Raw genomic sequence first — 25,605 nt, 5'->3', positions numbered from 1 at the left:
CTCAGTCTCCGAAACCGACGAAGCGGCGCACGGCGGCACCGTCTTCAAGCTGGCTTGCGCCGCTCACCACGATCTCTTGCCCATCGGATAGCCCGGCTTCGACTTTGACATCGCCGCGCGCGGTGGGGGTGATCTCAACCGCGGTGCGGGTCACGGTGCCTTCGCGCGCGCCGGTGGGGTCAAAGACCATGACATAGGTGCCGCGGTCATTGCCGACCACGATGGCGGTGTCGGGCACGATGATGCTCGACCCGCCGATGTTCAGCGTGGCGCGCACCTCGACCGAGGCGCCGGGCAGCGGCATGAAATCTTCGGGCAATTCCGCCCCAAGGGTGATGCTATAGGTCTGGCCGACATCCGCCGTCTCGGCGTTGTATTCGCGGATCTGCATGGGGTAGGTATTGGCGTTGGCCGGGAACTTGGCCATGAACCGCACGCTGGGGTCGCGGCCTGCCCGCAGAAACAGGGTTTCGGGCACGTCGATCTCGACCCGCAACTCAGACATGTCATGCAGGCGCACCACCGGCGTGCCCGCGCTGACGGTCGAGTAATTGGGCACCAACCGCGAGGCGACAATCGCATCGAAGGGCGCATGGAGGGTTGCGTTCTCAAGGTCGCGCTCGGCGTTACGCACGGCGATATCGTTGACCGTCACGGCGGTTTCCGCATCTTGCAAATTGACTTCGGCCACCGAAGACCCGGCGAGCTTTTGATAACGCTCCATCGTCCGGCGCGCCTGCGCGTCATTGGCCTGCGCCTGCTCTAGCGCCAGTTGAAATGGCTCCAGATCCATCCGAGCGACGACCGTATCTTCACTGACCGTGGCCCCCTCTTCGACCGGGAATTCCTCGATCTGACCGCCGACTTGAAAGGCGAGGTCCACGGTTTCACGTGCAACCACCTTGCCAAAGAACACACGCTCAACCTCGGCGTCGCTGACCTTGACCGTTTGCAGCTTTACCACCGGCATTTCGGCGGCAGCCACCATCGGCGCGGCGACGCCGGCGGCCAAGGCCAGCGCAAATCCCAACACCCGCCCCGCGCCGGTCCCGCGCGTCGTCTCAACAAGCCATTTGGCCATGGTCAGTCTTCCTTATGAATAGCATCCGGCACGGGCCCAAGGGCGGCGGTCAGACTAAGTTGTTTGAGGGTGCGCAGCTGCGCGAGAAAATGGTCACGGTCCAGCGCATGCATGCCAGCGGCCTTGGCGGAACGTTGGATGAAATCGGCCAGCGCCTCGACACTCAAGCCATTGCGGGTGATCGCCGCCTCATAGGGCATCAGCACCTTAGCGATCACGTCGCGAAAGCGCCCGGCGGAACATTGCAGCGCCTCTTGGCTGACGGCATTGGCCCCGGCGATGAAATCCTGCGCATTGGGCATCGCCTGCATCGTGTCATAGCCGCGCACCACCATCCGATCGAAAATAAGATCGAGCTGCGCCGCCAGATCGGGCGCATTGGGCATCTCTTCGGCAATCTCTTCCAGCGCCAGTTCGGTATAGCGCGCGATGAGCCCTCGAAGAATGTCGTCCTTGTTGCGAAACCGATTGTAGAGGGTCTGGCGCGAAACACCGGCCTCTTCGCACAGATCGCCCATGCTGGTGCGCTTGACCCCATAGCGGGAAAAGACATGCAGCGCAGCGTCAAGCACGGTCTTTTCAAGTTCGGTCATGCGGGCTCCTTGGCATTGGTCAAGGCGCAATTGGACATTCGAACCAAATATGTCAACCTGTAAATCAGCGACCATGCAGCCCGCGCAGATCACAATCGCGTTTCGCGCATGGAGCGCGCTCTAGGGCGCGGAGATCAGACTGCCGAGATAGAGCGTGAGCGGCAGGGTGAAAAAGCTGAGCAGCGTCTGCGTGGTGATGATTGCGGCCATCAAGGGCGCATCGCCGCGCATCTCACGCGCCAGCGTATAGCTGGCCACCCCCGTCGGCAGGGCCGCGAAGATCAGCGCGATTTGCAGCGTCAGCGGCGCCGGGTTCAGCACCAGCGCGGCCAGCAGCACCGCCAGCGGGTTCACCAGATGTTTGCCGATGATCGACAGGCCGATGACCGAAACCGAGCCCGACAGCCCGCGCAGCCGCAGGTTGGCGCCGACGCAAAGCAGCATGATCGGCAGCGCCGCATCCCCCAAAATGCGCGCGCTTTCATGCAAGACGGGCACATGGTGCAGCCCCGCGAAGTTAAAGAGCACGCCTGCCAGGATGCCGAGGATCAGCGGGTTCTTGACCAAGCCTTTAAGGATAGATTTGCCGCCGCCGCCCAACTGCCGGGTCATCAACGTCACCACCGTCACATTCACCACCGGCACCAGCAGGGCCGAACCCAGAACGGCAATCTGTAGCCCTGCCGTGCCAAAAACGGCTTCGGCAATCGCGAGGCCGATGAATGTGTTGAACCGCGCGCTGCCCTGCATCAGCGAACTGCCCTGTGGCGCGGCATAGGCCCGACCGAAGAGCCAGCCGCAAAAGATCGCTGTAAAGAACCCAGCGTAGAGCAGCAGGGCATAGTCGCCCAAGCCACCACTGAGGTCCGCCGCCGAGATCTTGGCAAAGAACAGCGCGGGCATCAGCACCCAATAGACCAGCCGGTCATTCAGGTTCCAGAACTTGGTCGAAGGGATACCGCCCCGGCGCAGGCCATAGCCCATGAGGATCAGCGCGAAGACCGGCGCGATGGCCAGAAAGATAGCGAACATATTAACCGCCCGGAAGGATCGCGCGGACCCTAGGCGCGGCTTGGCCCAGATGCAACAGGGAGCGTTGACTCAAACGGGCGGCCCCGGCCCCAAAGGGCCGGGACATGGATCAATCACGGATCAGTCGCTGCCATGTACCGCGATCTGCGCGTCGGCGGCGGGGCGGAACTTCCACTGTACGGCAAAGATCACCGCCGCCACTGCGATGCCGATGAGGTCGGTCATCAGACCGCCCGCGATCATGCAAAGCGCCGCGAGGATCAGACCCAGCCGGATGAACCAAGCCGCCCCGCTGCCCGCGAACCAGCCCTGCATGCCCGAAGACAGCAGATAGACCCCGAAGATCGCCGTGACACCGGCGCGGATCACCTCGAACCACGTGCCGTCCATCAGGATCGCGCCATTGTAGAAAAACATGAAGGGCACGATGAAGGCCGAGATGCCGATCTTGAAGGAGGCGACCGAAGTCTCCATCGGGTTGGCGCCCGAAATCCCCGCCGCGGCATAGCTCGCCAGCGCCACGGGGGGCGTGATGGCCGAGACGACGGCGAAGTAGAAGACAAAGAAATGCGCCGTCAGCAGCGGAATGCCCAGTTGCACCAGCCCCGGCGCCACGACCGAAGCCGCCACCGCATAGGCCGCCGTGGTGGGCATGCCCATGCCGAGCAGAATGGCAATACACATTGCAAAGAACAGGGCGAGGAATTGGCTCGCCTCCGCCAGCCCCAGCAGCACGGAAGAGAAACGCGCGCCGACACCGGTCAGGCTGATGACACCCACGATGATGCCCGCACAGGCGCAGACCGCGATGATCTGGATCGACATGATCCCGGCCAGGTCAAAGGCTTTGACGATGCTGCGCGGCCCCATGCGGAAGGGCGTGAACCACGACACCACCGCCGCTGCCGCCGTCGCCAGCGTGCCTGCGCGGATGATCGAATAGCCCATGAAAAGCGCATAGATCAGGATGATGATCGGAATGAACAAAAACACCCGGCGCAGCATGTCCTTGAGCTTGGGCAGTTCCTCGGAACGCATCCCGCGCATGCCCAGCTTGGCCGCTTCGAAATCCACCATGAAGTAGATCGACACGAAATAGAGCACCGCCGGGATGATCGCCGCCACGGCAATATCGGTGTAGGGGATGCCCGTGATCTCGGCCATGATGAAGGCGCCCGCCCCCATGATCGGCGGCATGATTTGCCCCCCGGTCGAGGCGGCGGCTTCGACCGCGCCTGCGGTCCGGGCCGGGTAGCCCACCTTTTTCATCAGCGGAATGGTCAGCGAGCCTGTCGCCACCACATTGCCCGCCGAGGTGCCGTTGATCATCCCCATAAGACCCGAGGCAAAGATCGCGACCTTGGCCGGGCCCCCGCGGGAGCGGCCCGCCGCGGCAAAGGCGAAGTTGACGAAATAGTCCCCCACCTTCGATGCCTGAAGGAAGGCCGCGAAGATGATGAAGAGGATGATATAGGTCGACGACACCGCCGTGGTCGGCCCCAGAATACCCGCATCGGTGTAGACTTGGCTAAAGAAGCGGGTCCACTGGATGTTGGGCGCGTTCAGAAAGCCCGGCAGCATGTCCCCCACGAAGACATAGACCAGAAAGACACCCGAAATCACGATAAGCGCAAGCCCCGCCACGCGGCGCGTCAGCTCCATGATCAGCGCGGTGCCCGCGACTGCGGCAATAGAGATACCGATGGGCGCAAAGGGCGTGCCCGTCGAGTTGCGCATCAAGGTGCCATACATGGTGATCAGGTAAATCGCCACGGCCACACCGCAGATAGACAGCAACAGGTCCGCCGGCGAAACCTGCCCCCGCTCGCGTCCGCGCAGCCAACCCACGACGATGCCGATGGCCGTCGCCGCCACCAGCGGCAGGCCATAGTGATAGATTTCGAGGGTCTTGAACTCGGGGCTCATGCCGTTCCACTGGGTGCCGCCAGCGATCTGGCTGGCAATGCTCCACGCGGTCCAAATCGAATAAAGCGCCGGGATCATCGCGGCCCATGCCACGAAATCCAGCGGATGACGGCCCTGCCCCTTGCCCTCATCCACAAATGCGCGGGCGGAATAGAGGGTAAAGCCAAGGATCAGCGCACCCGCGATGTGCACGATGCGGAAATTCCACGTCTCCATCGGGAAGGTCGGCAAAAGCGGGATGCGGATGCCGGTCAGTTCTCCGATCGACATGCCGTTGAGTGCTGCCATGTGAAAGAAGGCATAGATCGCCGACATGGCCGCAACAACCAGATAGGTGCGACCGGTGAATATGCGACGGTTGCTTTCTACCGGTTCGTCATCGACCCCTTCGGCGACAATCGGGCCCTGCGGATCGGCGGCGCTATGCTGGTCTGTCATGGAGGCTTCCTTTCCCGATATCTGCGCGGGATCTGTCCCGACAATCAGGCGGGATGATGGCAAGATGCCGCCCCGATTAGGGACGGCATGCAAGTTTGTCTAGGCGTTCGCTTAGTTGCTGTAGATCATATCGTCGGAAATATCGGCATCCGCGTTCTCTTTGAACCAAGCTGCCGCACCGGGGTGCCATTTCAGAACGGTGTTCTTCTCCCAGTTCTCAGGCAGGGTCGAAGCCGCCGCCTTGTGAATGCCTTTCATCCGCTCATTGTCGGACATGACGACATCCACAGCCGCTTTGACGAAGGATTCCGGCAGATCGCAGTTGGCAATCGCGAAGTTCCACATGGAGACCGAACGCGCGCCCTCTTCCAGCGTGGTGTAGGTGCTGGCGTCGATGGTGAACTCGGACACCGGGAACTCTTCGAGCAGTTTGGCCTGCTCTTCCTCGGTGAACTCGATGATGTTCACATCCGTCTGCACCTCAAGCTGGCTGACCGCAGGCACCGGCACACCGGCAGCAAAGGCGATCACGTCCAGCAGACCGTCCTGCAACTGCCCGCCCAGATCGGTCCAACCGCCGTTGCGGCGCTCATACTCGACGCCGAGCGTGTCCATCATGCGCGGGAAATAGGTGTCCGAGGTGGAGCCCGCCGGACCAAAGCCGATCTTGGCACCTGCCGGAATGTCGGCGACCGAGGAGATGCCCGAGGACGACAGCGCGGTCACGGAGAAGGGTGTCTGATACATCGGGAACATCGCGCAGGCTTGGGTCATTTCCAAACCGGGGGCGATGGGGTTGGTGCCGGCCAGCGATTCCGCCGCCGGGCCCATTGTGGTCATGCCGAAGGCCGCCTCGCCGGTGTGGACCAGCGCCATGTTCTGCATCGGGCCGCCGGTGACTTCGCCGCCGCCGGTCAGGCCCAGTTCCTTGGCCACAAGGTTCGCCCAGCCCGAACCATAGGCGAAGTAGGTGCCGCCTTGGCTGGCCGTGCCCACGGTGAAGCTGCTCGGCCAGTCGGATTTATCCATGTCCTGAGCGGCGGCAGCGCCTGCCAAAATGGTGCTTGCGGCGAGGATTGCGGTGAATTTCATGTCTCTCTCCCTTGGTTGCTCTTAACGGGCGTCGGCACAGGGTGCCCGCGCCGCCGCTGTATTCAGCTTGTCCGGCCAATTAACTGTACACTGACAGGCAGAGGCAAGTCCGAATTTGCCGTGAAACCGGGGATGAGAGAGAAAGAGGCGGCCTACCGTTGGGTCAATGGCGCATTCTTTGGCAGTTGTGCGCCAGCGGCAGTGATTGAGGGAAGGGGCAGGCCGTCAAAGCCCCGCCGCGCGGGCGGCGCAGCGGGGCGTGATATTAATCAGTGTTCGGCCTGACTTAGACGTCGACCACAACCTTGCCGATCGCCTGTCCGCTTTGCAGCCGCGCATAGGCATCGCCAACCGCGCTCAGATCAAAGGTCTTTTCGTCGAGCAGCGGCTTCACCGCCCCCTCATCGACCAGTGTGGCGAGATTGCTAAGGATTTCCCCATGAACCGCGCGGTTCACGTCATGCAGCATCGGCAAAAGCATGAAGACCACATGCAAGGACAGGCCGCTGAAATGCGCCGGGGTCAGGTCGATCTCCGACAGGGCCACGGTCGTCACCACATGACCGTTCAGCGCGGCGGCGGCGAAAGAGTTCGGCAGATTGGCCCCGCCCACAGTGTCGAAGACCGTATCAAAGCCGCAGCCCGCAGTATGGGCTGCCACATAGTCTTCGATCTTCTCGGCTTTGAAGTCGATGGCCCGCGCGCCATAGCCCTCGATCACCGCCATCTGGTCATCCCCGGTGCCGGTCGAGGAAACCTCGGCCCCCATATGCTTTGCCAGTTGCACCGCCAGATGGCCCACGCCGCCCGCGCCGCCTTGGACCAGCACCTTCTGCCCGGCTGCGACGCCTGCGCGGTGCAGCCCTTCCCAAGCGGTGATGCCGACCAGCGGAAGGGCCGCCGCCTCGCGCATCGACAGCGACTTGGGTTTATGGGCAATGAGCCGCGCGTCGGCGCGCATGAATTCAGCCAAAGCCCCTTGCAAATCGGCCAGACCACCGGCGCAGCCGTAGACTTCGTCGCCCACGGCGAACCCGGTGACACCTTCGCCAATCTCTTCGATCACCCCGGCGAAATCCATGCCCAGAACGGCAGGCAGGTCAGGCGACAGAGGCAGGTCTTTGCCCGCGTTCTTGATCATCGTGTCGATGGTGTTCACGCTGGTCGCCTTGACGCGCAGCACCACATGGCCGGGGGTGGCCAAGGGGCGTGGCAAATCGGCTTCGACAAAAGGCGCCTCTGCGCCATAGCTGGTGAGGGTCATGGATTTCATCGGTCTATCTCCCGTTAACATTGCGTTGAGACAGAGATAGGCCAACATGGCGCGACAGATAATCGGATGAAACTTGAGTTCAGTTTCCCGTTATTGAATATAATACCGAACCCTATATGCTGACCCGGCGGATGATCCGCAGCAAGGACCGCGGCCCATGGATATCGACAACCTTCGCCTTTTCGTCATGGCTGCCGAACGGCTGAACATCTCAGCCGCCGGGCGCGCTTTGGGGATGGCCCCGGCAGTCGCCAGTGCGCGTTTGGCCAAGCTGGAACAAGAACTCGGGGTTGAGCTTTTGCGGCGCACGACGCGGAAGGTCTCGCTATCGCTCGATGGGTCGGACTTTCTGCCCTATGCGCGCGAGATATTGGCGCAAGCCGATGCCGCGCGGGCCATTCTGGGCGGGACCAAGGCGGGGCCCAAGGGCATCCTGCGTTTCGCCGCCCCCAGCAGCTTTGCCCAGCGTCACATCATGCCGCTGTTGCCGGAATTCCACGAAACCTACCCCGAGCTCACCCTCGATCTGCGCCTCTCCGACACCCGGTTCGACGCGATCGAAGGCAGTTTTGACCTTGCCCTGCGCAGCGCGCCCTTGACCGACAGCAGCCTGCGGGGGCGCAAGCTGGCCGATGACACCCGCGTTCTTTGCGCCGCGCCGTCTTATGTGGCGGCCCACGGTTTGCCCCAGACCCCCGCCGCGCTGCGGGATCATCACCTGATCGCTTGGGGTGATCTTGAGCCCCGCGCGCTGATCGGGCCGGAGGGCGAAGCCGCCACGCTCGACCCGCATGAGATGACCTGCCGCGTGATCATGGACGATGGCGATGCGCAACGCGAAGCGACCCTCGCGGGGGCTGGCATCTCGATCAACTCGCTTTGGAGCGTGTCGGACGAGCTTGCTTCGGGCCGATTGCTGCGGCTATTGCCGGGCTGGCGGATGAACGACCGGTCGGTGCTTTGGCTGGTCTATCCGCGCTCAAACGTGCTAACGCCCAAGACGCGGTATTTCATCGACTTTCTGATTGCCCACCTCGGCAACCGCCCCGATTGGCGGGATTGAGCAGACCCGAAGCGCGTCAGAAGCTGTGCCAAACCCCGACTTTGACCTTGGCCACAGCGTCGGTGAATTCATGCGACAGGCCCAGTTCCAGGAAGCTGTTTTCCGAGACCTTGATCACATGCGACGGCGCAAAGGCCAGTGTCTCATCCCCGTCTGACGGGGCCGCGAACTCCAGCTTGAAAATCGACAGGTTGCCACTCTCGTGGTTGATGCCGAAGCTGCTGTCGATCTTGCCCAGTGTTTCGCCGTCTTCGTAGATCGCAAAGGTGCTTTCCACCCCCAGCCAGCCGCTGCCCCAAGCCCCCGATACCGGACGCCCCCAAGACAGGCCGGGCCGCAGAGCCGCCACCGCGCTGCCATCCCGTTCGGCCCAGCCAAGACCGACTTCGGCGGCGAAAACATTGTCCCCGCCCGAGAGCTCAAGCGGATAGCGCAGAAAGGCAATGGCGCTGACCTGCCCCGCACTCTGGGTCTTGCCGATGTCGAGGCCGAAAGTCAGTTTCTCGGTCACCCCGTATTCGTAGTAAAACGCGCCGAAATCGCCAAAGTCGGGGCCGTCTGCAGTGGTCTCATAGGACAGGGTGACAAAGCTTTTGTCTTCGCCCCGCGGCCACGCCGCCGATGCCACCTCACTTGCCGGGAGGGCGATGGTACCGATGGCCGAGAAGACAACAAGCCGGGGCAAGAACCGCCGCGTGAGATCAGAAGACATTTTCGCTGTTTTGCGCATGGTAAGTTCCGCGTGTTTAAAGCCGCAAAAGGCTGAGCGATGAGGTATTAAACGATCGACCGAATGAAATCCGCGAGCTTCAGCGGTTTGAACGGTTTGTGCAGAATGTGATCTGCCCCGAGGTCGCGAAACTTCCTCTCCGACTCGGGCGAGGTTTTGGCGGTGCACATGACGATTTTCGTGTCGTCCAAATCCGCATTGGCCCGCGCACAGCGCAGCACCTCCATACCATCGGGGGGCGGCATCATCACATCCAGCATGATCACGTCGAACGCCTGCGTTTCCATCGTAGCAATCGCGTCGAGCCCAGTCGCCGCGAAGGTCGGTTCGATGTCATCTTCGGTCATGATCGCAAACTCGATCAACTCGCGGATGTCATCCTCGTCATCGACGAACAACACTCTCATGCCGATGCCCCCTGCTTGGGCGCCGCGTCTGTATCCCGGGCGAAACGCACATAGAACGTGGTGCCGGGGTTCTCATCGCCGTCTTCTTCCGAGCGTGTCTCAAAGCTCACATCGCCGTCTTGTCGCAACACCAGCTCCCGCGTGATGGCCAGCCCCAGCCCCGTCCCATTCGCTTGGTTTTCGCGAGAGTGCACAGGGTCAGCGAACCTTTTGAACATACGATCATGGGCGGCTCTTGGGATGCCCGGCCCCGCATCGCAGACATAGAACGTGACCCACTGGTCGTCCACCTCGGCACCGATTTTTACCGTGCCGCCGCGCGGGGTATATTTCACCGCGTTGGAAATGAGGTTGGAGAAGATTTGCTGCATGCGCACGGTATCGACCCGCACATAGGCTTCCTGCGCCGCGTCGGGGCCTGTGTGGATGTCGAGTTGCACGTCGCGGTTTACCCCATAGCCGGTGTTGGCCGCGATGGCTTCCGACAGCACCTCCGACACCGCGACCCGCTCAGTCTGGATGCTGAGTTGGCGTTGGTCGATCGCCTGAAGGGTCAAGATATCATTGACCAGTACCAACAGCCGGTCGGCATTGCGGGTGGCCATCGACAACAGCTTGCCCGCGTTCTTTGGCATGCTGTCGCCAAAGCGGTCATGCAGGATTTCGAGCGACCCGGCGAGGGACGTGAGCGGCGTGCGCAGCTCGTGATTGACCGAGGTGACAAAGGCCGTGCGCGCCGCCACCAGCCGCTCTTCGGCAGAAATGTCCTGAAGCACGTTATAGGCGATGTAATCCCCATGCAGATGCAGCTTCATCACCCGGCATTGCACCGCAACGCTCTCGTTCTCGGCGGTGGTGATCTGAATGCGATGAACGGCGACGTCTTCGTCCATCTGCGAAAAGGGCGGGACCATGCCGCGCAGCTTTTGCACGGCTTCGATATCTGAGGACACGCCCATCAACTCACGCGCCTTGCGGTTGGAGCGGTGCAGCTTGTTGTTGTCGTTATAGACGATCAGCCCGTCGCCGACATTCTCAAAGATCGCGTCAAATTCGCTCTGCGCCACGCGGATCCGTTCGCGGTGCCGTTCGGAAGTGCGCAGGGCCTGCGCCAATTGGGTCGACTGCCGCCGCGCGCGGATCGCCGCGTTGATCACCGTCAGGAACAGGATCGTGGCAAGCCCCACGAAAACCAAGGTGCGCTGCCAGTAATTTTGCAGCACCGCCGGCTTGCTGCGCGTCACGTCGATATAGAGGTCCAGCGCCGGGATCTCCTTGCGGGCGCGGAACACGGGCGTATCGGGGTCGCGTGGAGGCCGCCCCGAAACAAAGGCCCGCTCTCCGTTGGAGGTCACCACCTCGACATACATGTCCTGTTGCAACCCATCTATTGCCAGCAATTGCGAGTAGTAATCCTCGCCCAGCGAAGACGCCAAGACCCCGCGCGACCGGCCATCCATGCCGATCAAGGGCCATGCAATCGGGGTCAGCCGCCGCCCTGTGGCCCGCGACACGATGGGCACCCCGACCGTGTATTCATCCACATCAAGACCAATCGCCGCCTGAAAATAGGCCCGGTCCCCAAGGTACTGCCCCATGAGCGGTTTCACGGTGGCCCAAAGCACGACCCCATCGGCGCCGATCAGCACAAGCGCATCGACCTGCTCGGTCTCCTGCACGGCGACATTCATCAGATCACCGTATTGCGCCTCGAACTGCTCGGGGTCGCTCAGGCGCGCGGTCGACAGCTCATCAATCAGCCCCCACATCCGCACATTCGCAACCGAGAGAGAGGCATCGACCGCCTGCTCGTAAAGCTCCGCGAAATGCTCAAGCTCCACCTCTGCCCGGGTCGTGGCGCGTTTGTAGTCCGACCAGGTCAGGACCGCGAGCCCCACGAAATAGATCAGAACGGCAGCCGAAATCAGCGCCCAGAACAGGGTCTGCGCGCGCGAAGACGGTTTCGCATCAGCTTTGTTGGTGGGCTCAGTGCTGACCATTCTCGGCTTGGTGTCCTATGTCCTTGGTGGCAAGGCAGATGCTGCCCGGCGCGCTTGTTATTCCAGCACTTTCGACGCCTTGAATGCCCCGCGCGAGCGAGGTGGCGACAGCCGCGTCCGAGGGCGGCACGACGCAAGCGCTGACGCTCAAAGGCCGCGAGGTCCAGCCTTCTTTCACGGTGGCCGAGGCCTCAGCCACGGCTGAGATAAACTGCTGCGCCCGCGCTTCAAGCTGGGCGCGATCCGCGTGGAGCGCGCCATAGACGAAAAGATCATCCTCCCAATGGGCGAACCCGTCCTGCGCGGGGATTTCGACCTTGCCGAAAAGCCCGGCCACGCGGCGCTGAAGCTCTTGCCGCTGCGCGCGCGCCGCATCGGATTGGTCACGGTCGCCATCAATGCGAAAGACGATCAGGCCGAGGTTTTTTTGCATCGCGGGCGACAGCGACATGAGATGCCCCTGAAACCCGGATTTGCTGCCCAAAAGGCTGGGCACCGTGGCCTCGGACACGCCCGGCGCGGCACGGCGGCGCGCGCTGCGGTTTTCGCCCAAACGGCGGCGATCCAACTCGGATTTCAGACGCAAGCAACTGCGCATGCGGGCCTGAAGCTCGATCCGGTTGAAGGGTTTCGTGACATAGTCGTTGGCCCCCGCCATGAAGGCTTCGGAGAGAGACCCCATGTCTGTTCGGCTGGTCAGCATAATGATCGGCACATCGCTCCATCTGTCCAAGGCACGGATACGGGCGCAAAGCTCGATACCATCGATATCGGGCATCATTATGTCCATCAGGATCAGGTCCGCCGTGGCCTCATCGCTTTCGATCGCGTCGAGTGCACTGCGCGGATCGATGAAACTGACGACATCGTCAAAGCCAAGCTCCGAAAGCGTCGCGCTGATAAAATCCTGCGCGATATCCGAATCGTCGACTGCGATAATTCGTGGGCTCATGATTTTAATTCCACTCGTTAACTCTTTCAAAAACACGCCAACGGCTGTTTTGAAAAACCTCCTCATACCCCGGCATCTGCGATTGCTTCAGCTGCGGGAACCTGCGCAGAATTCTGTCTGCTGTGGCCTGCCCTTCCGCCTGTTGCGGGACCACGATGTACCTTGTGCGCGGCACGCCCCCCTCAAGCGCCCAGTCGTAGGCAGGCTCTCCGGCGATCACCAGCCGGTCGATATTCCCCAGACCGACGACGATCTCGGGGTTTCTCTCAACATCTACCATAATATCAGACTTGTCGCGCAAGAATGAAACGACCTCTCGCGCGGGGCGGGACGCTGCGTTTTCCGCGCCGAGCATCGCGTTGGTCCAAGCGCGGGTTTCGTCATGGGCGACATGGCGCATCACAACCGCCGAGGTCAGCAGCGACAGCGCCAACAGCGCGATGGCAATCGGCTCACGCAAGGACAGGTTCGGCCAAAAGCGGATCGCGGCGACCAAGACCCCCAGCATGGGCGCCAGCGCCATGGCCGGGTCGCCTTCGACATGGAAAAAGACGTTAAGCGTATAGCCGCCCAGCACCGCCCCGACCGCTGCCAAGAGCGGCATGAACAGACGCGGGACCATGATATTGCGCAGGATCGCGATAAGGGCCGCCGGGCCCAGCCCGGCCAGAATGACCAGATGCTCCCCCAAGGTCAGCGGCGTGGCACTTTCCGACAAAAGCGGGATCAGGCGGCTGTCGAAGATCATGCTGACGAACATCAGCGCCCCCACGGCGGCGGCCACGGGATAGAACATCGCCACCAGATAGCCGGTCGAGGAGACCGCGATCATGCTGGGCCGTGCCGCGACGATCATGAAGGGCATCGCCCCGAGGCAGAGCATCAGGCCATAGCTGTCCGATAGGGCCACCACCAAAAGCCCCACGGCCACTTTCATCATATCCGGCGCGTTGCCCGTGAGGCGCAGATTGACGATCCCGCGCGCGAAAAGCCATGTGCCCAAGATGCAAAACATCGTCTCTGGCCCATCGGCCAAGGCGCGCAGGAAAAACGGGTTCAGCGCCAAAAGCAGCACCACCAGCGCCGAGGTCATGCCCGAAAAGCCGCCCGTATCGCGCAGGTTGAGGAACCACAGGACCAACAGCCCTGCCCCCACCAGCGCGGAAAGCACGAAGGGCACCGGCACCTGCGTGTCGGGCAAGACCGCCTGCCCCAAAAGCGACAGCGCATAGGGCACGGGCGGGTAGAAAGCATCGCTTGCCTTGAACTGCGCCGGCCCCTCGATCTGTACGATTGATTTGGCCCAGAGGTCGGTCACGTCCATCGACAGGAAGCCATGCGCCTCAGTCCAGCCGAGGGTGAGCAAAAGCAGCAGCGCCAGCGCGACAAAGCCGAAAGACCATGAGGCGGCGCGGATCATTGCGCGGCCTCCGTCGCTTCGGCACTGGCTTCGGCGACCTCATTAGCGGTGTGTTTGGACAGGCCGTGCTGGGTCTTTTCCCAATAGAACGGGTTAAAGATTAACTGCGACAGCGCCTTGTAAGAGGCCACGGTCATCAGCACCCAATAGCCCACCACGGTGATCCCCCAAGGCGCCAGATCGGTCCATCTGCGCCTAAAGGGCGCGACCATCGTAAGGTAGATCAGCAACCCGTTGCCCGCCAGTAGGTTGACCAGCGACAGGTACAGCACCGGGAGCGGGAAATAGGGGGTAATCACCTCGGTGCCGAAGATCAGCCAGATGGCGAAGATCGACCAGAAGACCGGGTTCAACAGACCCGAGAGCACCGTGCCCCCGATGAAGAAGACAAAGCCAAAGACGCCCGCCGCCCCGACCGATTGCCACAGGTGAATGGGTCTGCGGCTGTGGACGAGAAAGGTCTGCATATAGCCCTTGATCCAGCGCGAGCGCTGGCGCACCCAGTTCGGGATCGAGACATTGGCCTCTTCAAAGGTCGTGGAATCGATGACGCCCACGCGGTAGCCCTTCTGCGTCAGACGAATGCCCAGATCGGCGTCCTCGGTCACGTTGAAGGGATCCCATGCATTCAATTCGCGCAGCACGTCCATGCGGAAGTGGTTCGAAGTGCCGCCCAGCGGGATCGGCACGCCCAAACGCTCCAACCCCGGCAGCATCAGGTCGAACCACAGCGAATAGTCCAGCGTGAACATCCGCGTCAGCCAGTTCTCCCGCGCGTTGTAATAGTTCAAACGGCACTGGATACAGGCGGTATTGGGCGCGGATTGGTTGAAGGCGGCGATTACCTTTTTCAACTGATCCGGTTCGGGCTTATCCTCGGCGTCGAAGATTACGAGGAAATCACCCTGCGCATAGCGCAGCGCAAAGTTGCAGGCTTTGGGTTTGGTCTGCGGATGGGAGGCCGGGACGCGGATGATCTCGAACACGCCTTCGAGGTCGAGCTTGCGCGCAGCGTCGATGGTCTCGTGGTCGCCCTCTTCCAGCACGATCTTGATGTCGAGCTTGGCCAGCGGATAGTCGAGGTTGCGCAGCGCTTGGGCAAGGATCGGCAGCACCTCGGGCTCGCGGAACATCGGCACCAGCACGGTATAGATCGGCAGGTCTTCGTCGCGCAGCAGCGATGCCTCGGCCGCGATGGCCCGCGATGAAGTCTCTTGTGCAGCGCCGCCGAGCCAGACCAGCAGCGCTTTGAACAGGAAGTTGCCGGTGTAGAACACCGTCAGCAGGACGTTCAGCACGATCAGCGTGACCACGGGGGCAAAGGCCAGCCCCAGCAGCAGCGCCGAGATCATGAGGTAGATCACCAAAATCTGCGGCGGGGTCACGACGTTCTGCGCCGACATATCGGGGTCAAGCTCGGCCAGCGCAAAGACCGCCTCATGCGAATGTTTCTCGCGGAAGGCGCGTTGCAACTGCCATGACACATCGAAATGCGAGGCCACGACGATGGTCACGCCAGAGCCATAGACCTCGCGGATATGCAGCAGCGTGCGCGGGCCGGGGCGCGAGGTGGCGACCGTCAGCGTGCCATCCTCTGCCCGGCCAATCGGCACCGTCATAAATTGGTTCATCACCACCGGATCATACTGGCGGATCAGATCGTCATCGGCGCGGTCTTCGATCAGATCGACCAGCGCCAGCCCGTGGTAAAAGGCGATCTCGCGGTAGAGTGTCTGCGTGGTCAGCCAGCGCCGCGACAGAAGAACCTTGACCAGAGAGACATTCCACTCCTCGGCCAGATCCTCTGCCGCGTCGAGCTGTTCCGCCGTCAGCGCGCCACGGTCAAGCAGCAACGAACCAATGGCTTCGCTTTCGGCATCCAACGGCACGGTGGCTTACGTCTCGTCTTTGCCGCGACGCGCACGGTAGACGCGCTGGAACACGATCAGCACAAGCAGTGTCACCAGCACCCAGATGGCCCCCACGATCCAGGGGCGGTATTTGGCCAGCATCTGTGCAAGGCTGGTGCGGTCGGGGTAGACGACATCAACGAGCGGGCTGCGGTCGGTGGCGGTGGCAAGGATCACCCCCTCCTGCCCGATCAGCGCCAGATCGCCGCGGTCCAACACCATGGGGCGTTCGGGCGTCAGCTCTGGTGCAGGGCCATTGCCCGGACGCAGCCACAGGCCACGGGTGTCGCCCCGGGTGACGATCTGCACCACGCCAAGCCGCGACAGGTCTTCGCCCGAATAGATCAGGTTGTCTTGACGGTCGCGCACCTCGATCCGGCCCTGATCGAAGGTGATCAGTGGCTCTGCATCGCCGGGGTTCTGGTCAGAGATCACAAAGAAGGGCTCGTCCCCCTCAAGCGCGTCGACCGAGGCGCGCGGCAGGATAGGCGCGCGGTCCGGGATCACACTGCCCGCAACGCCCGCAAGCCACGGCAGGGTCTGCGCGAAATCAAGCGAAAGCGCGGGGTCGAGCACGACCTGAACGCCATCGGCGAATTCCTGTCGCAGGGTAAAGAAGTCCCGATCCTGCGCTGTGGAATCTGAAAGCAGCAAGGCGCTGCCGGGAAGGATTTGCGCCGGATAGCCCTGCGGTTTGAACCGGCACTCGCCGCCCGAGGGCTGGCGCTGGATCGACACGCGCAGCAGGTTATCCCGGCCCAGCAGGCCGCTCGGAACTGAAAAGGTCAACTGCTCTGGACGGCCACTGTCAAGCGGGCGGTTGCCCAGCAGCGTGTCATTCAGAAAGACCGAGGCCGTCGCCCCCCGCCCTTCGGGATCAAGCGCTGCGGCGACATGCAGGTTCACGCCAGACACGCCCTTGCCCGCCGGAAGGTCGGAGGATTGGAACGGCACGAAGAAGTCTTCGGTCGAGACCACGGGACGCGGGGTGAGGTCGCCCTCCAGCGCCGACAGCGGCAAACGGTCGTCAAAGCGGGCCGGTCCCCCGGCCACATCGACCACGGTCGCGCCTTCGTTCGACAGGGGCGACCATTCCGAGACCAGTTGCCACAGCCCCACCTGCGGATCGCTGCCGCGCAGGTTCAAGACGGGCAGGCCCGCTTGATTGTCCACGGCCATCTCGCTCGCCACGCCCGAGTTGGTCACGTCCAGTTCGATGGCCCCTTCGGACCATGCGCCCGATGTGCTGGCCCCGTCGCCGCCAAAGGTCAGCCGCCCGGCCTCAGCGTCAAACAGCGCAGCGGCGCGGGTCGCAGCGGCCAAGGCGGCGAGGGAGTCGTTGCCCCCGATGGCCAGACGCGTGTCCGCAGGGCGCAGCCCGGCGAATGCCGCCGATGTGTCGATCTCAGACGGGTCCAATTGCAAGGTCACGGAAGAAGCCGCCGTGATCTCAAGAAAATCGCCCGAAGCGCGTTCGTCCACGCAGACCCGATCGCTGAAAGCCCCGGAATAGGACAGGCCCACGGCGATGAACCCGCCCGACACGTCTTCGGGGCTGAGCGGCACCGGAACGCTCAGGCGCCCTGCCCCATCAGGCAGCGCCTGCGACAACACCGGGCGGCCCGCGACCGAGACCTGCAAATAGCGATCCACCTCGGTGGTGGAGGCATGTTCAAGCTCAAGCTGCAAGCTGCCCGAACTTAGCGCATCCGGGTTGGGCAGCGGGATATAGATCGTCGCATTGCCCGACAGCTGCCGGAAGGACAGACCATTTTGAAAGCCAAGCTCCGCCAAATCGAAGGTCCGCGCGATCAGCCCTTCTTGGACCTGCTCCGTGGGGGCGTTCGCCGCATCCTCACCCTGGGCCGTTTGGGCGTGAACTTGAAACGGCAGCAGGGCCGCCAACAAACCGATTGCGGGATACTTCATGGATAGGCTCTCTTAAATTTCTTCAGTGACACTGCGGGCATCGGCCAGAGCCGTTTCAATTATACGAATGTCATCGGTCGACAAGGGCGCGGAGGATTCATCGGCATCTTCGGCGACGCGCAGCCCCTTGCGTAGGCGATCTTCGATCTCGGCATATTCCAGCATCGCGGCATTGCCAGCCAGATCGTGCAGCATGCGGTGGACCTTGCGCGCCTTGGTCTCGCGCGGGTCAGCGCCATCCGTCTCGCGCAGCGCATCGGCCACGGCCTGCAACCGCTCCGGCATCCCTTCGATAAAGCGCTTTCGCGTCGCGGCGACGCGTTGTTCATATGTCTCGGTAGGTGCCACAGATCGTCCTTCGTACCCGCCCGCAAAGGAGCCCAGATAGCCCGTTTAGATTATTGTTCGAAACCTGTCAGAATTATGGCGCAATGGGCGATTTTCTAAGTTTTTAAGCGTTAATACTCAAAATTTCAGCCGTTGAATTTAGGCAGCCGCCGCGCTGCCCAGCGAATGCGCAGCCCGCCTCACTAGCCGGCGCCATCAGACCAAATGGAAGGCGGGCGCGACATGCCGCGCCCGCCTTCTCCTATCAGTTTTCCAGCGCCGCAAGAATCGCATCGCCAGTGATCGGCAGATGACGCACCCGCGCCCCATTGGCGTTGAAGATCGCATTGGCAATCGCCGGGGCGATGACCGTGGTGCCCGGCTCTCCAAGACCCACGGGCACTTCCGTGCTCTCGACGAAAGCGACCTCGATCTGAGGCACATCGACCATCCGCAGCGGCGTGTAAGACCCAAGGTTCAGGTCGACGACATTGCCGTCTTCAATCCGCGTGCCCTCATGCAGAGCCATGGACAGACCCCAGAGCGCTGCGCCCTCGCATTGCGCGCGCGCGCCGTCGGGGTCGACCACAGTGCCGCAATCGAAGGCCAGCCACATCTTCTCAACCGCGACGTCACCGGTTTCGGCATCCACCGCCAGTTTGACGGCGGCGGCGGTCCAAGTCGGCATGGTGCGCGACTGGCCAAAGGTGGTGGCGATCCCGATTGCCGTGCCCTCGGGCAACTCCGTCTGGCCATAGCCTGACATCTCGGCCACGCGCTGCAAAACAGCCGCTTGCCGCGATGCTCCGCCCACCGCATTGGGGGCGGAACCTGCGTTGAGACCCTCGGCCTTCAGGTGATCCAGGCGGAACTGCAACGGATCCGCGCCGACTTTATGCGCCGCCTCATCCATGAAGCTTTCCACGGCGAAGTTGGTCCAGCCCGGCCCGACCGAGCGCAGCCAACCGGGGCGGAAGGTTGCATTGGCCAGATCGTTCGAGATCGCCCGCACGCGATGCGCTCCGACAGAATACCAGTGATCCGCGCCGTCGATGGCAAAGGGGTCATAGGGTTCTTCGTTGACGCCCTTGGGCATGAAGCCCGGTGCCATCACCTGCGTCGGCCAACCGGCGGCGGCGTGATGCTCCATCCCGGTGATGGCCTTGCCCTCATCGAAAGCCATGCGCAGCTTTTGCACCGAAGGCGAGCGGATGCTGTCGAATTGAGCATCTTCCTCGCGGGAGAAGACCAGTTTCACCGGCTTGCCCACGGCCTTGGAGGCCAGCGCGGCGGGCACAATGTAATCGCCGTTCAGACGCCGGCCAAAGCCACCGCCCAGCATATAGCTGCGCATCACGATCTTGTCTGCGGGCACCTCCAGCGCGGCCGCTAGTGTCGGCAGGATCAGCGATTGCCACTGGTTGCCTGCATGGGTCTCCCAAACGCCATCGGCGTTTTGAAAGACGGTCGCGTTGACCGGCTCCATCTGGAAGTGCAGCACGGATTGCGTGGTGTATTCGGCCTCTAGCGTCTCGGCGGCGGCATCGAAGGCGGCGCCGGTCTCGGGCTGCTCGGTATGCAGGATCGACCCGGCATCGCTGTCGATCAATTCGCGTGAGCGGGCTTGGATATCGTCTTCGGAGACATCCGCCGTCTCGCCCGCCGTCCAATCGACGCTGATCTCATAGGTGGCCATCCGCGCGGCGTGGAGCGTTTTGCCCAGCACCACGACCCAGCCCGGCACGGTGCCCGAGGGATCGTCCAGCACCACGGTCTCAAGATAGCCTTTGACCTCTTTCGCGGCGCTGTCATCGACGGAATTGACCTTAGAGCCATAGCGCGTCGGCGGCAGCATCGGCACGCCGTAGACCATGCCATCGACCTTGGCATCCAGACCATAGATCGCCTGACCGGTGGTTTTCGTGTCCAGATCAAGCGGATGCACGTCCTGCCCCACGAGCCGCAGATCGGCATGGGGTTTCAGCGGCAGGGCCGCCAGTTCGTCTTCGGTAAAGCTGCGGTCAAGCCCTTCGGCCACCAGATCGCCATAGCTGATGCTCTGCGTGCCATCGGTCACGGCCCCGTCGCGCGCGGTCAGACCGGCGGGATCGACGCCCCATTTGGCCGCCGCCGCTTCGATCAGCGCGGTGCGCCCGGCGGCACCCGCCTGACGGTAGATCGGCCAGCTTTGCCAGATCGACCAGCTTCCGCCGGTGACCATCAGGCCCCATTTCTCAGCCGTATCGACGTGGGTGATGTGAACATCTTCCCATGCCACTTCCAGCTCATCCGCCAAAATACGCGCGATGGCAGTGCCGACGTGCTGGCCCATCTCGGCGCGAATGATGTTGACGTTGACCTGACCTTCGGCGTCGATCCAGTACCACATCGACGGCTCAAAGGGCTGGCCATTGGGCGCGATCGGCGTGCCATCGGGCACGGCAGGGTTCATCGCGGCATTCGACGCCTGCGGGAAGCCAAAGGCAACGCCAGCGGCGGTCATCGACACCAGAAACCCGCGGCGGGTCATCTGCGGTTGCGCGTCGGAGCCTTTCAGGCGGGACATCAGATTAGCCATTGTCGGAGCCTCCCATTGCGGTTGCGGCGTCGCGCACGGCTTGGCGGATGCGCGGATAGGTCATGCAGCGGCAGAGGTTGCCGGTCATCACCGCGTCGATGTCTTCGTCGCTGGGGTTGGGCGTGTCTTTCAACAAAGACGCCGCCTGCATGATCTGGCCCGACTGGCAGTAACCGCATTGCGGTACGCGCAGGTTGCGCCATGCTTCTTGAACCGGGTGCTTGCCCTCTTCGTCCAGCCCTTCAATCGTGGTGACCGACAGGCCCTCGACGTCCCCCAGATAGGTGATGCAAGACCGTGTCGCGGTGCCGTCGATATGCACGGTGCAAGCGCCGCATGCGCCGATGCCGCAGCCAAACTTGGTGCCGGTAAGACCGATTTCATCGCGGATCGCCCACAGTAGGGGCATGTCCGGGTCTGCGTCGACAGAGATCTGCCGCCCGTTCAATTCGAATTTTATCATGAAGTGGTGTCCCTTGGGGTATGCTTTGCCTGAGGGGAGCGCGCGTATAGCTGCCCTGATTGAGCGGCTGTACATAGGTCTAATGGCCGGGGATGACAGCGCAAGACTGCGCTGATCACGCGATTGTCAGAATGGTCGCGCGCCGCGCGGTCAGACGTGCTGCCCGCCGTTCACCTCGATCTCGGTCCCCGAGACATAGGAGCTTTCCGCGCTGCACAGGAAATAGATCGCCCGCGCGACCTCATCAGGCTGGCCGAGGCGGCGCATGGGGATGTCGCGCACGATCTTATCGGTGCCTTCGCTGAGGATCGCCGTCTCAACCTCGCCCGGGGCGATTGCGTTGACCCGCACGCCGAGGGGGCCGAAATCATGGGCCATCTCGCGCGTCAGCGCCGCCAGAGCTGCTTTGGAGGTGGCATAGGCCGCCCCGGCAAAGGGATGCACCCGCGACCCGGCGATGGAGGTGACATTCACCACCGATCCACGCCCGGCAGAAAGCTCATCCTGAAGCCCGCGCGCCAGCACCACGGAGGCGAAGAAGTTCACATGAAACACCTCGCCCCATGTCCGCAGATCGGTGTCGAGCGTGCTGAGCCGCGCGCCATCCTCGCCCTTGGGCGAGACGCCCGCGTTGTTCACCAGAGCATGCAAAGGGTTGCCCCCCAAAAGCCTTTTGACCTGCGCGACCGCCTCTATCGTCTGGTTCGGGTCACTCAGATCGACCTGCACATGGTCCTGCGCCCCGCCCGGCCAAGGGCATTCGGGCGAGAACGCCTGCCGCGAACAGCCGATCACCCGCCAGCCCTTGTCGGCGAAAGCCTTGGCCGTGGCATGGCCAATGCCCCGGCTGGCACCGGTCAGCAGCAGTGTCTTTTGGTCGTGATCCGCAGGTTTCATCGTCTGATCCATCTTGGGCGCAGCGGCTGAGGTAGCGCCCTAATCGGCCGCCGCCAGCGCGCGTTCATAGTCCTGCCCCGGAATAGCGTCGAGCAGGCTGCGCGTATAGGCGGTATCGGGGTCGTGCAGCACTTTGCTGACCGGCCCCGCCTCAACGATCTGGCCCTTTTGCATCACGATGATCCGGTCGCAAATCCGCGCCGCGACGCGCAGGTCGTGGGTGATGAAAAGCATCGACAGATGGAGCCGGGTTTTCAACTCGGCCAGCAGGTCGAGCACCTGCGCCTGAATGGAGACGTCGAGGGCCGAGACGGCCTCATCCGCGATGATGATCGACGGGTCCAGCGCCAATGCGCGGGCGATGCCGATCCGCTGCCGTTGCCCGCCCGAGAACTCATGCGGGAAACGTTTCATCGCGCTTTCGTCCAGCCCGACCAGTTCCAGCAACTCGCGCGCCTTGGCCTTGGCCTCCTTATCCGGGGTGCCATAGGCAACCAGCCCCTCGGTCAGGATGCGCGACACCCGCGCGCGGGGGTTGAGTGATGAAAACGGGTCTTGAAAGATCATCTGCAACTTGCGCCGTTGCGCCCGCAGTTCTGGCCCCGACATCTCTGCAATGTCGACGCCGTCCATCAGGACGCGGCCCCCGTCCGGGTCGAGCAGCCGCACCAGACAGCGCCCGACGGTGGATTTGCCCGAGCCGGACTCCCCCACGATGCCGATGGTTTCGCCGGCATAAAGCTCGAAACTCACATCCTGCACGGCCTTCACCACCCGACGCTTGCCAAAAAGCGTGCCAGAGCCGGTGGAGAAGGTCTTTTGCAGGCCCTCAACCTTCAAAAGCGGGCTACGTTCGACTTCTGCCGCGGCTTCGGTCTTGGTCAGCCGGGGGATCGCGTCGATGAGGGCGCGGGTATAGGGGTGCTGGGGCTTCAGCAGCACCTCTTGGGCCGGGCCAGCCTCGACGATCTCCCCCTTTTTCATGACGATCACCCGGTCGGCGATATCGGCCACCACGCCAAAGTCATGGGTGATGAAGATCACCGCCATGCCACGCTTGCGCCGCAGGTCTTCGATCAGCTTGAGGATCTGCGCCTGCGTGGTCACATCAAGCGCGGTGGTCGGCTCATCCGCGATCAGGATGTCAGGCTCCAGCGCCAAGGCCATCGCGATCATCACCCGCTGCCGCTGCCCGCCCGAAAGCTGGAAGGGATAGGCCCGGATCGTTGCTTCGGGGTCGGGAATACCGACCTCCTCCAACAGCTTGAGCGCCCGCGCGCGGCGTTCGGCCCCGGTGAGCGCGCCGTGGGCCTCGAACACCTCGGCGATTTGCGCGCCGATGCGCATCAGCGGGTTCAGCGCGCTCAGGGGTTCTTGAAAAATCATCGAAATGCGGCTGCCGCGCAGTCTCAGCATCTCTTTCTCAGACAACCCAAGGATCGACTGCCCGTCAAAGGTGATGCTGCCCTTGTCGGGCAGAACCCCCTGCGGCAACAGCCCCATCACCGCATTGGCCGACATGGATTTGCCCGACCCGCTTTCGCCGACGATGCAGAGGATCTCCCCCGGGGCGAGGTCAAAATTGATGTCCTTCGCGGCATAGAGCCTGTCGGCCCCGACCGGCAGAGCAATGGAAAGGTCACGGATGCTAAGCAGGGTCATTCGGATTTCCTCGTCAAGCGCGGGTTCAGCGCGTCGTTCAGCCCCTCGCCGATCAGGTTCAGCGCCAGCACGGTCAAAAGGATCGCCATGCCGGGCAGGAAGGACAGCCACCAAGCGGTGCGGATCACGGTGCGCGCGGCCCCGATCATATAGCCCCAGGACATGATGTTCGGATCGCCCAGCCCCAGAAAGGACAGCGAGCTTTCCAGCAGGATCGCCTGCGCCACCATGAGCGAGGCCAGCACGATGATCGGCGGCAACGCATTGGGCAGGATGTGGCGGGTAATGATCTGAAGATTGCCGAGGCCCGACAGGCTCGCCGCCTCGACGAACTCACGCGTTCTGAGCGACAGCACCTCGCCCCGCACCAGACGCGCGACCGGGGGCCATGACACGATGGAAATCGCGATGATCACAAAGGTCAGGCTGGGCTGGAAGATCGCCAAGAGCACGATGGCGAGCGCAAAGCTCGGGATGGTCTGAAAGAACTCGGTAAAGCGCATGAGCGCGTCGTCGATCCGGCCTGCGAAATACCCCGCCGCGGCCCCCACCGGCACGCCGATGGCCAGCGCCACAATGGTCGAGACCAGACCCACCAGCAGGCTCACATAAGCGCCATGGGCCAGCCCCGCCATGACATCGCGGCCAAGCGCATCGGTGCCCAGAAGCAGCCCGTCTTGGGTGAAAGGCGGCAGGAAGGGGCGCTGCACCATTTTCCACGGGCTCTGCGGAAAGAGGATGGGCGCAAGGATGGCGGCGGCTATGACGAAGGTCAGGATGACCAAGCCGATCACCGCGCCACGGTTATAGCTGAAACGTTTCCAAAAACTCATCATGTCGTCAGCCTTATCCGCGGATCAACAATGACATAGATGACATCCGTGATCAGGTTGAACAGCAGCACCATGGCCGCCGAGATGTAGAAGACCCCGAGGATCACGTTGTAATCCCGCTGGTTGATCGCCTCGAACATCAGCCGCCCGATGCCGGGCCATGCAAAGACGGTCTCGGTCAGGATGGCCCCGCCAAAGATTTGCCCGGCCTGAAGCCCGGCCAGCGTGATCACCGGCAAAAGCGCATTGCGCAGGATATGCCGCCGCTGGATCACGCCGCGGTTCAGCCCCTTGGCGCGGGCGGTTTTCACGAAATCCAGCCGCGAGACTTCGAGCATCGAGGCCCGCGTCATGCGCATGTAGATCGCCGTGAAAAACAGCCCCAGCGTCGAGGCCGGCAAGATCAGATGTTTCGCCACATCCAACACATGGGCGAGGCCCGTATAACCCGCACCGATGGTGGAATAGCCAAAGCCCGGCAACCATTCGAGCCAGACCGAGAACACCAGCGTCGCCATCAGCGCCACCCAAAAGAGCGGAGTTGCATAGAACAGCAGCGCGAAGGTCGAGATGATCGTGTCACCCCACCGCCCCTGCCGGGCAGAGGCCGCAACACCGGCGGTCACGCCCAGCACCAGCGACAGCACGAAGGCCACGCCGGTCAGCAAAAGCGTCGCGGGCAGGCGGTCGCCGATCATCTCGGCCACTGGCATCTGCTGGCGGAAGGAATAGCCAAGGTCGAGCTGCACCGCGCCTTTGATGTAAATCCACAACTGCATGTAGAGCGGCTGATCCAAGCCGAAACGCGCCCGCAGGTCTGCAAGAAATTTCTCGTCCGCCGCCCCGGCTTCGCCCGCCATGACCGCCGCAGGGTCACCCGGTGCCGCATGGATCAGCAGGAAATTGAAGACAAGGATCGCCAGCAGGATAAACACTGCCTTGACCAACCTGCCCAATATGAAACGTATCACGCTATCCGCCCCGTGTTGTTCTGTTAGA

At 62.6% G+C, this 25,605-nt stretch carries 21 protein-coding genes; 1 reads left to right on the top strand and 20 read right to left on the bottom strand.

Annotated elements, in window-relative coordinates; all coding sequences use genetic code 11:
- Position 1: 1 nt before the first annotated feature.
- From ACGYLO_RS09010 to ACGYLO_RS08985, 6 genes are all read right to left on the bottom strand, one after another.
- Entirely contained in the window at positions 2 to 1,081 is a 1,080-nt protein-coding gene (locus tag ACGYLO_RS09010; protein WP_271689254.1) for an efflux RND transporter periplasmic adaptor subunit, read from the bottom strand.
- Between the two features lie 2 nt (positions 1,082 to 1,083).
- Complete coding sequence (locus ACGYLO_RS09005; protein WP_271689253.1) at positions 1,084 to 1,674, bottom strand: TetR/AcrR family transcriptional regulator; 591 nt, start codon at positions 1,672 to 1,674, stop codon at positions 1,084 to 1,086.
- A gap of 120 nt (positions 1,675 to 1,794) precedes the next feature.
- A complete protein-coding gene (locus tag ACGYLO_RS09000) occupies positions 1,795 to 2,706 on the bottom strand; it encodes an AEC family transporter (protein WP_394376397.1) in 912 nt (303 codons plus the stop codon).
- A 120-nt stretch (positions 2,707 to 2,826) separates the two neighbouring features.
- Entirely contained in the window at positions 2,827 to 5,070 is a 2,244-nt protein-coding gene (locus tag ACGYLO_RS08995) for a TRAP transporter permease (RefSeq protein WP_271689251.1), read from the bottom strand.
- A 111-nt stretch (positions 5,071 to 5,181) separates the two neighbouring features.
- A complete protein-coding gene (locus ACGYLO_RS08990; protein WP_271689250.1) occupies positions 5,182 to 6,162 on the bottom strand; it encodes a TAXI family TRAP transporter solute-binding subunit in 981 nt (326 codons plus the stop codon).
- A 286-nt stretch (positions 6,163 to 6,448) separates the two neighbouring features.
- The gene (locus ACGYLO_RS08985; protein ID WP_271689249.1) at positions 6,449 to 7,435 is read right to left on the bottom strand and encodes a zinc-dependent alcohol dehydrogenase family protein; all 987 of its coding nucleotides are present in this window, start codon (positions 7,433 to 7,435) and stop codon (positions 6,449 to 6,451) included.
- Positions 7,436 to 7,592: 157 nt separating this feature from the next.
- On the opposite strand from ACGYLO_RS08985, the gene ACGYLO_RS08980 reads away from it, so the two are divergent.
- Positions 7,593 to 8,498: a LysR family transcriptional regulator gene (locus ACGYLO_RS08980; RefSeq protein WP_271689248.1), complete on the top strand. Its 906-nt coding sequence runs from the start codon at positions 7,593 to 7,595 to the stop codon at positions 8,496 to 8,498.
- A 16-nt stretch (positions 8,499 to 8,514) separates the two neighbouring features.
- On the opposite strand, the gene ACGYLO_RS08975 is transcribed toward ACGYLO_RS08980, so the two are convergent.
- From ACGYLO_RS08975 to ACGYLO_RS08910, 14 genes are all read right to left on the bottom strand, one after another.
- A complete protein-coding gene (locus ACGYLO_RS08975; RefSeq protein ID WP_394376396.1) occupies positions 8,515 to 9,228 on the bottom strand; it encodes a hypothetical protein in 714 nt (237 codons plus the stop codon).
- Between the two features lie 47 nt (positions 9,229 to 9,275).
- The gene (locus tag ACGYLO_RS08970) at positions 9,276 to 9,635 is read right to left on the bottom strand and encodes a response regulator (RefSeq protein WP_271689246.1); all 360 of its coding nucleotides are present in this window, start codon (positions 9,633 to 9,635) and stop codon (positions 9,276 to 9,278) included.
- On the bottom strand, positions 9,632 to 11,635 hold the full coding sequence (locus tag ACGYLO_RS08965; RefSeq protein WP_276154459.1) for an ATP-binding protein: 2,004 nt from the start codon (positions 11,633 to 11,635) through the stop codon (positions 9,632 to 9,634). Before ACGYLO_RS08965 ends, ACGYLO_RS08970 begins: the two co-directional genes overlap by 4 nt.
- The gene (locus tag ACGYLO_RS08960) at positions 11,622 to 12,587 is read right to left on the bottom strand and encodes a PleD family two-component system response regulator (RefSeq protein ID WP_271689243.1); all 966 of its coding nucleotides are present in this window, start codon (positions 12,585 to 12,587) and stop codon (positions 11,622 to 11,624) included. Before ACGYLO_RS08960 ends, ACGYLO_RS08965 begins: the two co-directional genes overlap by 14 nt.
- A gap of 4 nt (positions 12,588 to 12,591) precedes the next feature.
- Positions 12,592 to 14,007 carry a hypothetical protein gene (locus ACGYLO_RS08955; protein ID WP_271689242.1) on the bottom strand — a complete coding sequence of 472 codons (1,416 nt, stop codon included), beginning with the start codon at positions 14,005 to 14,007 and terminating at the stop codon, positions 12,592 to 12,594.
- Positions 14,004 to 15,896 carry a glycosyltransferase family 2 protein gene (locus tag ACGYLO_RS08950; protein WP_271689241.1) on the bottom strand — a complete coding sequence of 631 codons (1,893 nt, stop codon included), beginning with the start codon at positions 15,894 to 15,896 and terminating at the stop codon, positions 14,004 to 14,006. Before ACGYLO_RS08950 ends, ACGYLO_RS08955 begins: the two co-directional genes overlap by 4 nt.
- A 6-nt stretch (positions 15,897 to 15,902) precedes the next feature.
- Entirely contained in the window at positions 15,903 to 17,846 is a 1,944-nt protein-coding gene (locus ACGYLO_RS08945; RefSeq protein WP_271689240.1) for a cellulose biosynthesis cyclic di-GMP-binding regulatory protein BcsB, read from the bottom strand.
- Between the two features lie 12 nt (positions 17,847 to 17,858).
- Positions 17,859 to 18,194 carry an Hpt domain-containing protein gene (locus tag ACGYLO_RS08940; RefSeq protein WP_271689239.1) on the bottom strand — a complete coding sequence of 112 codons (336 nt, stop codon included), beginning with the start codon at positions 18,192 to 18,194 and terminating at the stop codon, positions 17,859 to 17,861.
- A 244-nt stretch (positions 18,195 to 18,438) separates the two neighbouring features.
- On the bottom strand, positions 18,439 to 20,739 hold the full coding sequence (locus tag ACGYLO_RS08935) for a xanthine dehydrogenase family protein molybdopterin-binding subunit (protein ID WP_271689238.1): 2,301 nt from the start codon (positions 20,737 to 20,739) through the stop codon (positions 18,439 to 18,441).
- Between the two features lie 4 nt (positions 20,740 to 20,743).
- Positions 20,744 to 21,214 carry a (2Fe-2S)-binding protein gene (locus ACGYLO_RS08930; RefSeq protein WP_067268082.1) on the bottom strand — a complete coding sequence of 157 codons (471 nt, stop codon included), beginning with the start codon at positions 21,212 to 21,214 and terminating at the stop codon, positions 20,744 to 20,746.
- Between the two features lie 150 nt (positions 21,215 to 21,364).
- Positions 21,365 to 22,111, bottom strand: a complete 747-nt coding sequence (locus ACGYLO_RS08925; protein ID WP_276155482.1) for an SDR family NAD(P)-dependent oxidoreductase — start codon at positions 22,109 to 22,111, stop codon at positions 21,365 to 21,367.
- A 39-nt stretch (positions 22,112 to 22,150) separates the two neighbouring features.
- Positions 22,151 to 23,773, bottom strand: a complete 1,623-nt coding sequence (locus ACGYLO_RS08920) for an ABC transporter ATP-binding protein (protein ID WP_276154458.1) — start codon at positions 23,771 to 23,773, stop codon at positions 22,151 to 22,153.
- On the bottom strand, positions 23,770 to 24,609 hold the full coding sequence (locus ACGYLO_RS08915) for an ABC transporter permease (RefSeq protein WP_271689235.1): 840 nt from the start codon (positions 24,607 to 24,609) through the stop codon (positions 23,770 to 23,772). The genes ACGYLO_RS08920 and ACGYLO_RS08915 overlap by 4 nt, the downstream gene beginning before the upstream one ends.
- On the bottom strand, positions 24,606 to 25,577 hold the full coding sequence (locus ACGYLO_RS08910; RefSeq protein WP_271689234.1) for an ABC transporter permease: 972 nt from the start codon (positions 25,575 to 25,577) through the stop codon (positions 24,606 to 24,608). The genes ACGYLO_RS08915 and ACGYLO_RS08910 overlap by 4 nt, the downstream gene beginning before the upstream one ends.
- Between the last annotated feature and the right edge of the window lie 28 nt (positions 25,578 to 25,605).

The sequence above is a fragment of the Sulfitobacter sp. 1A13353 genome (genome assembly GCF_043557255.1).
Classification (GTDB): Bacteria; Pseudomonadota; Alphaproteobacteria; order Rhodobacterales; family Rhodobacteraceae; genus Sulfitobacter; species Sulfitobacter faviae.
Note: the sequence above shows the minus strand (reverse complement) of the source record. Positions and strands in the feature narration are given on the sequence as shown.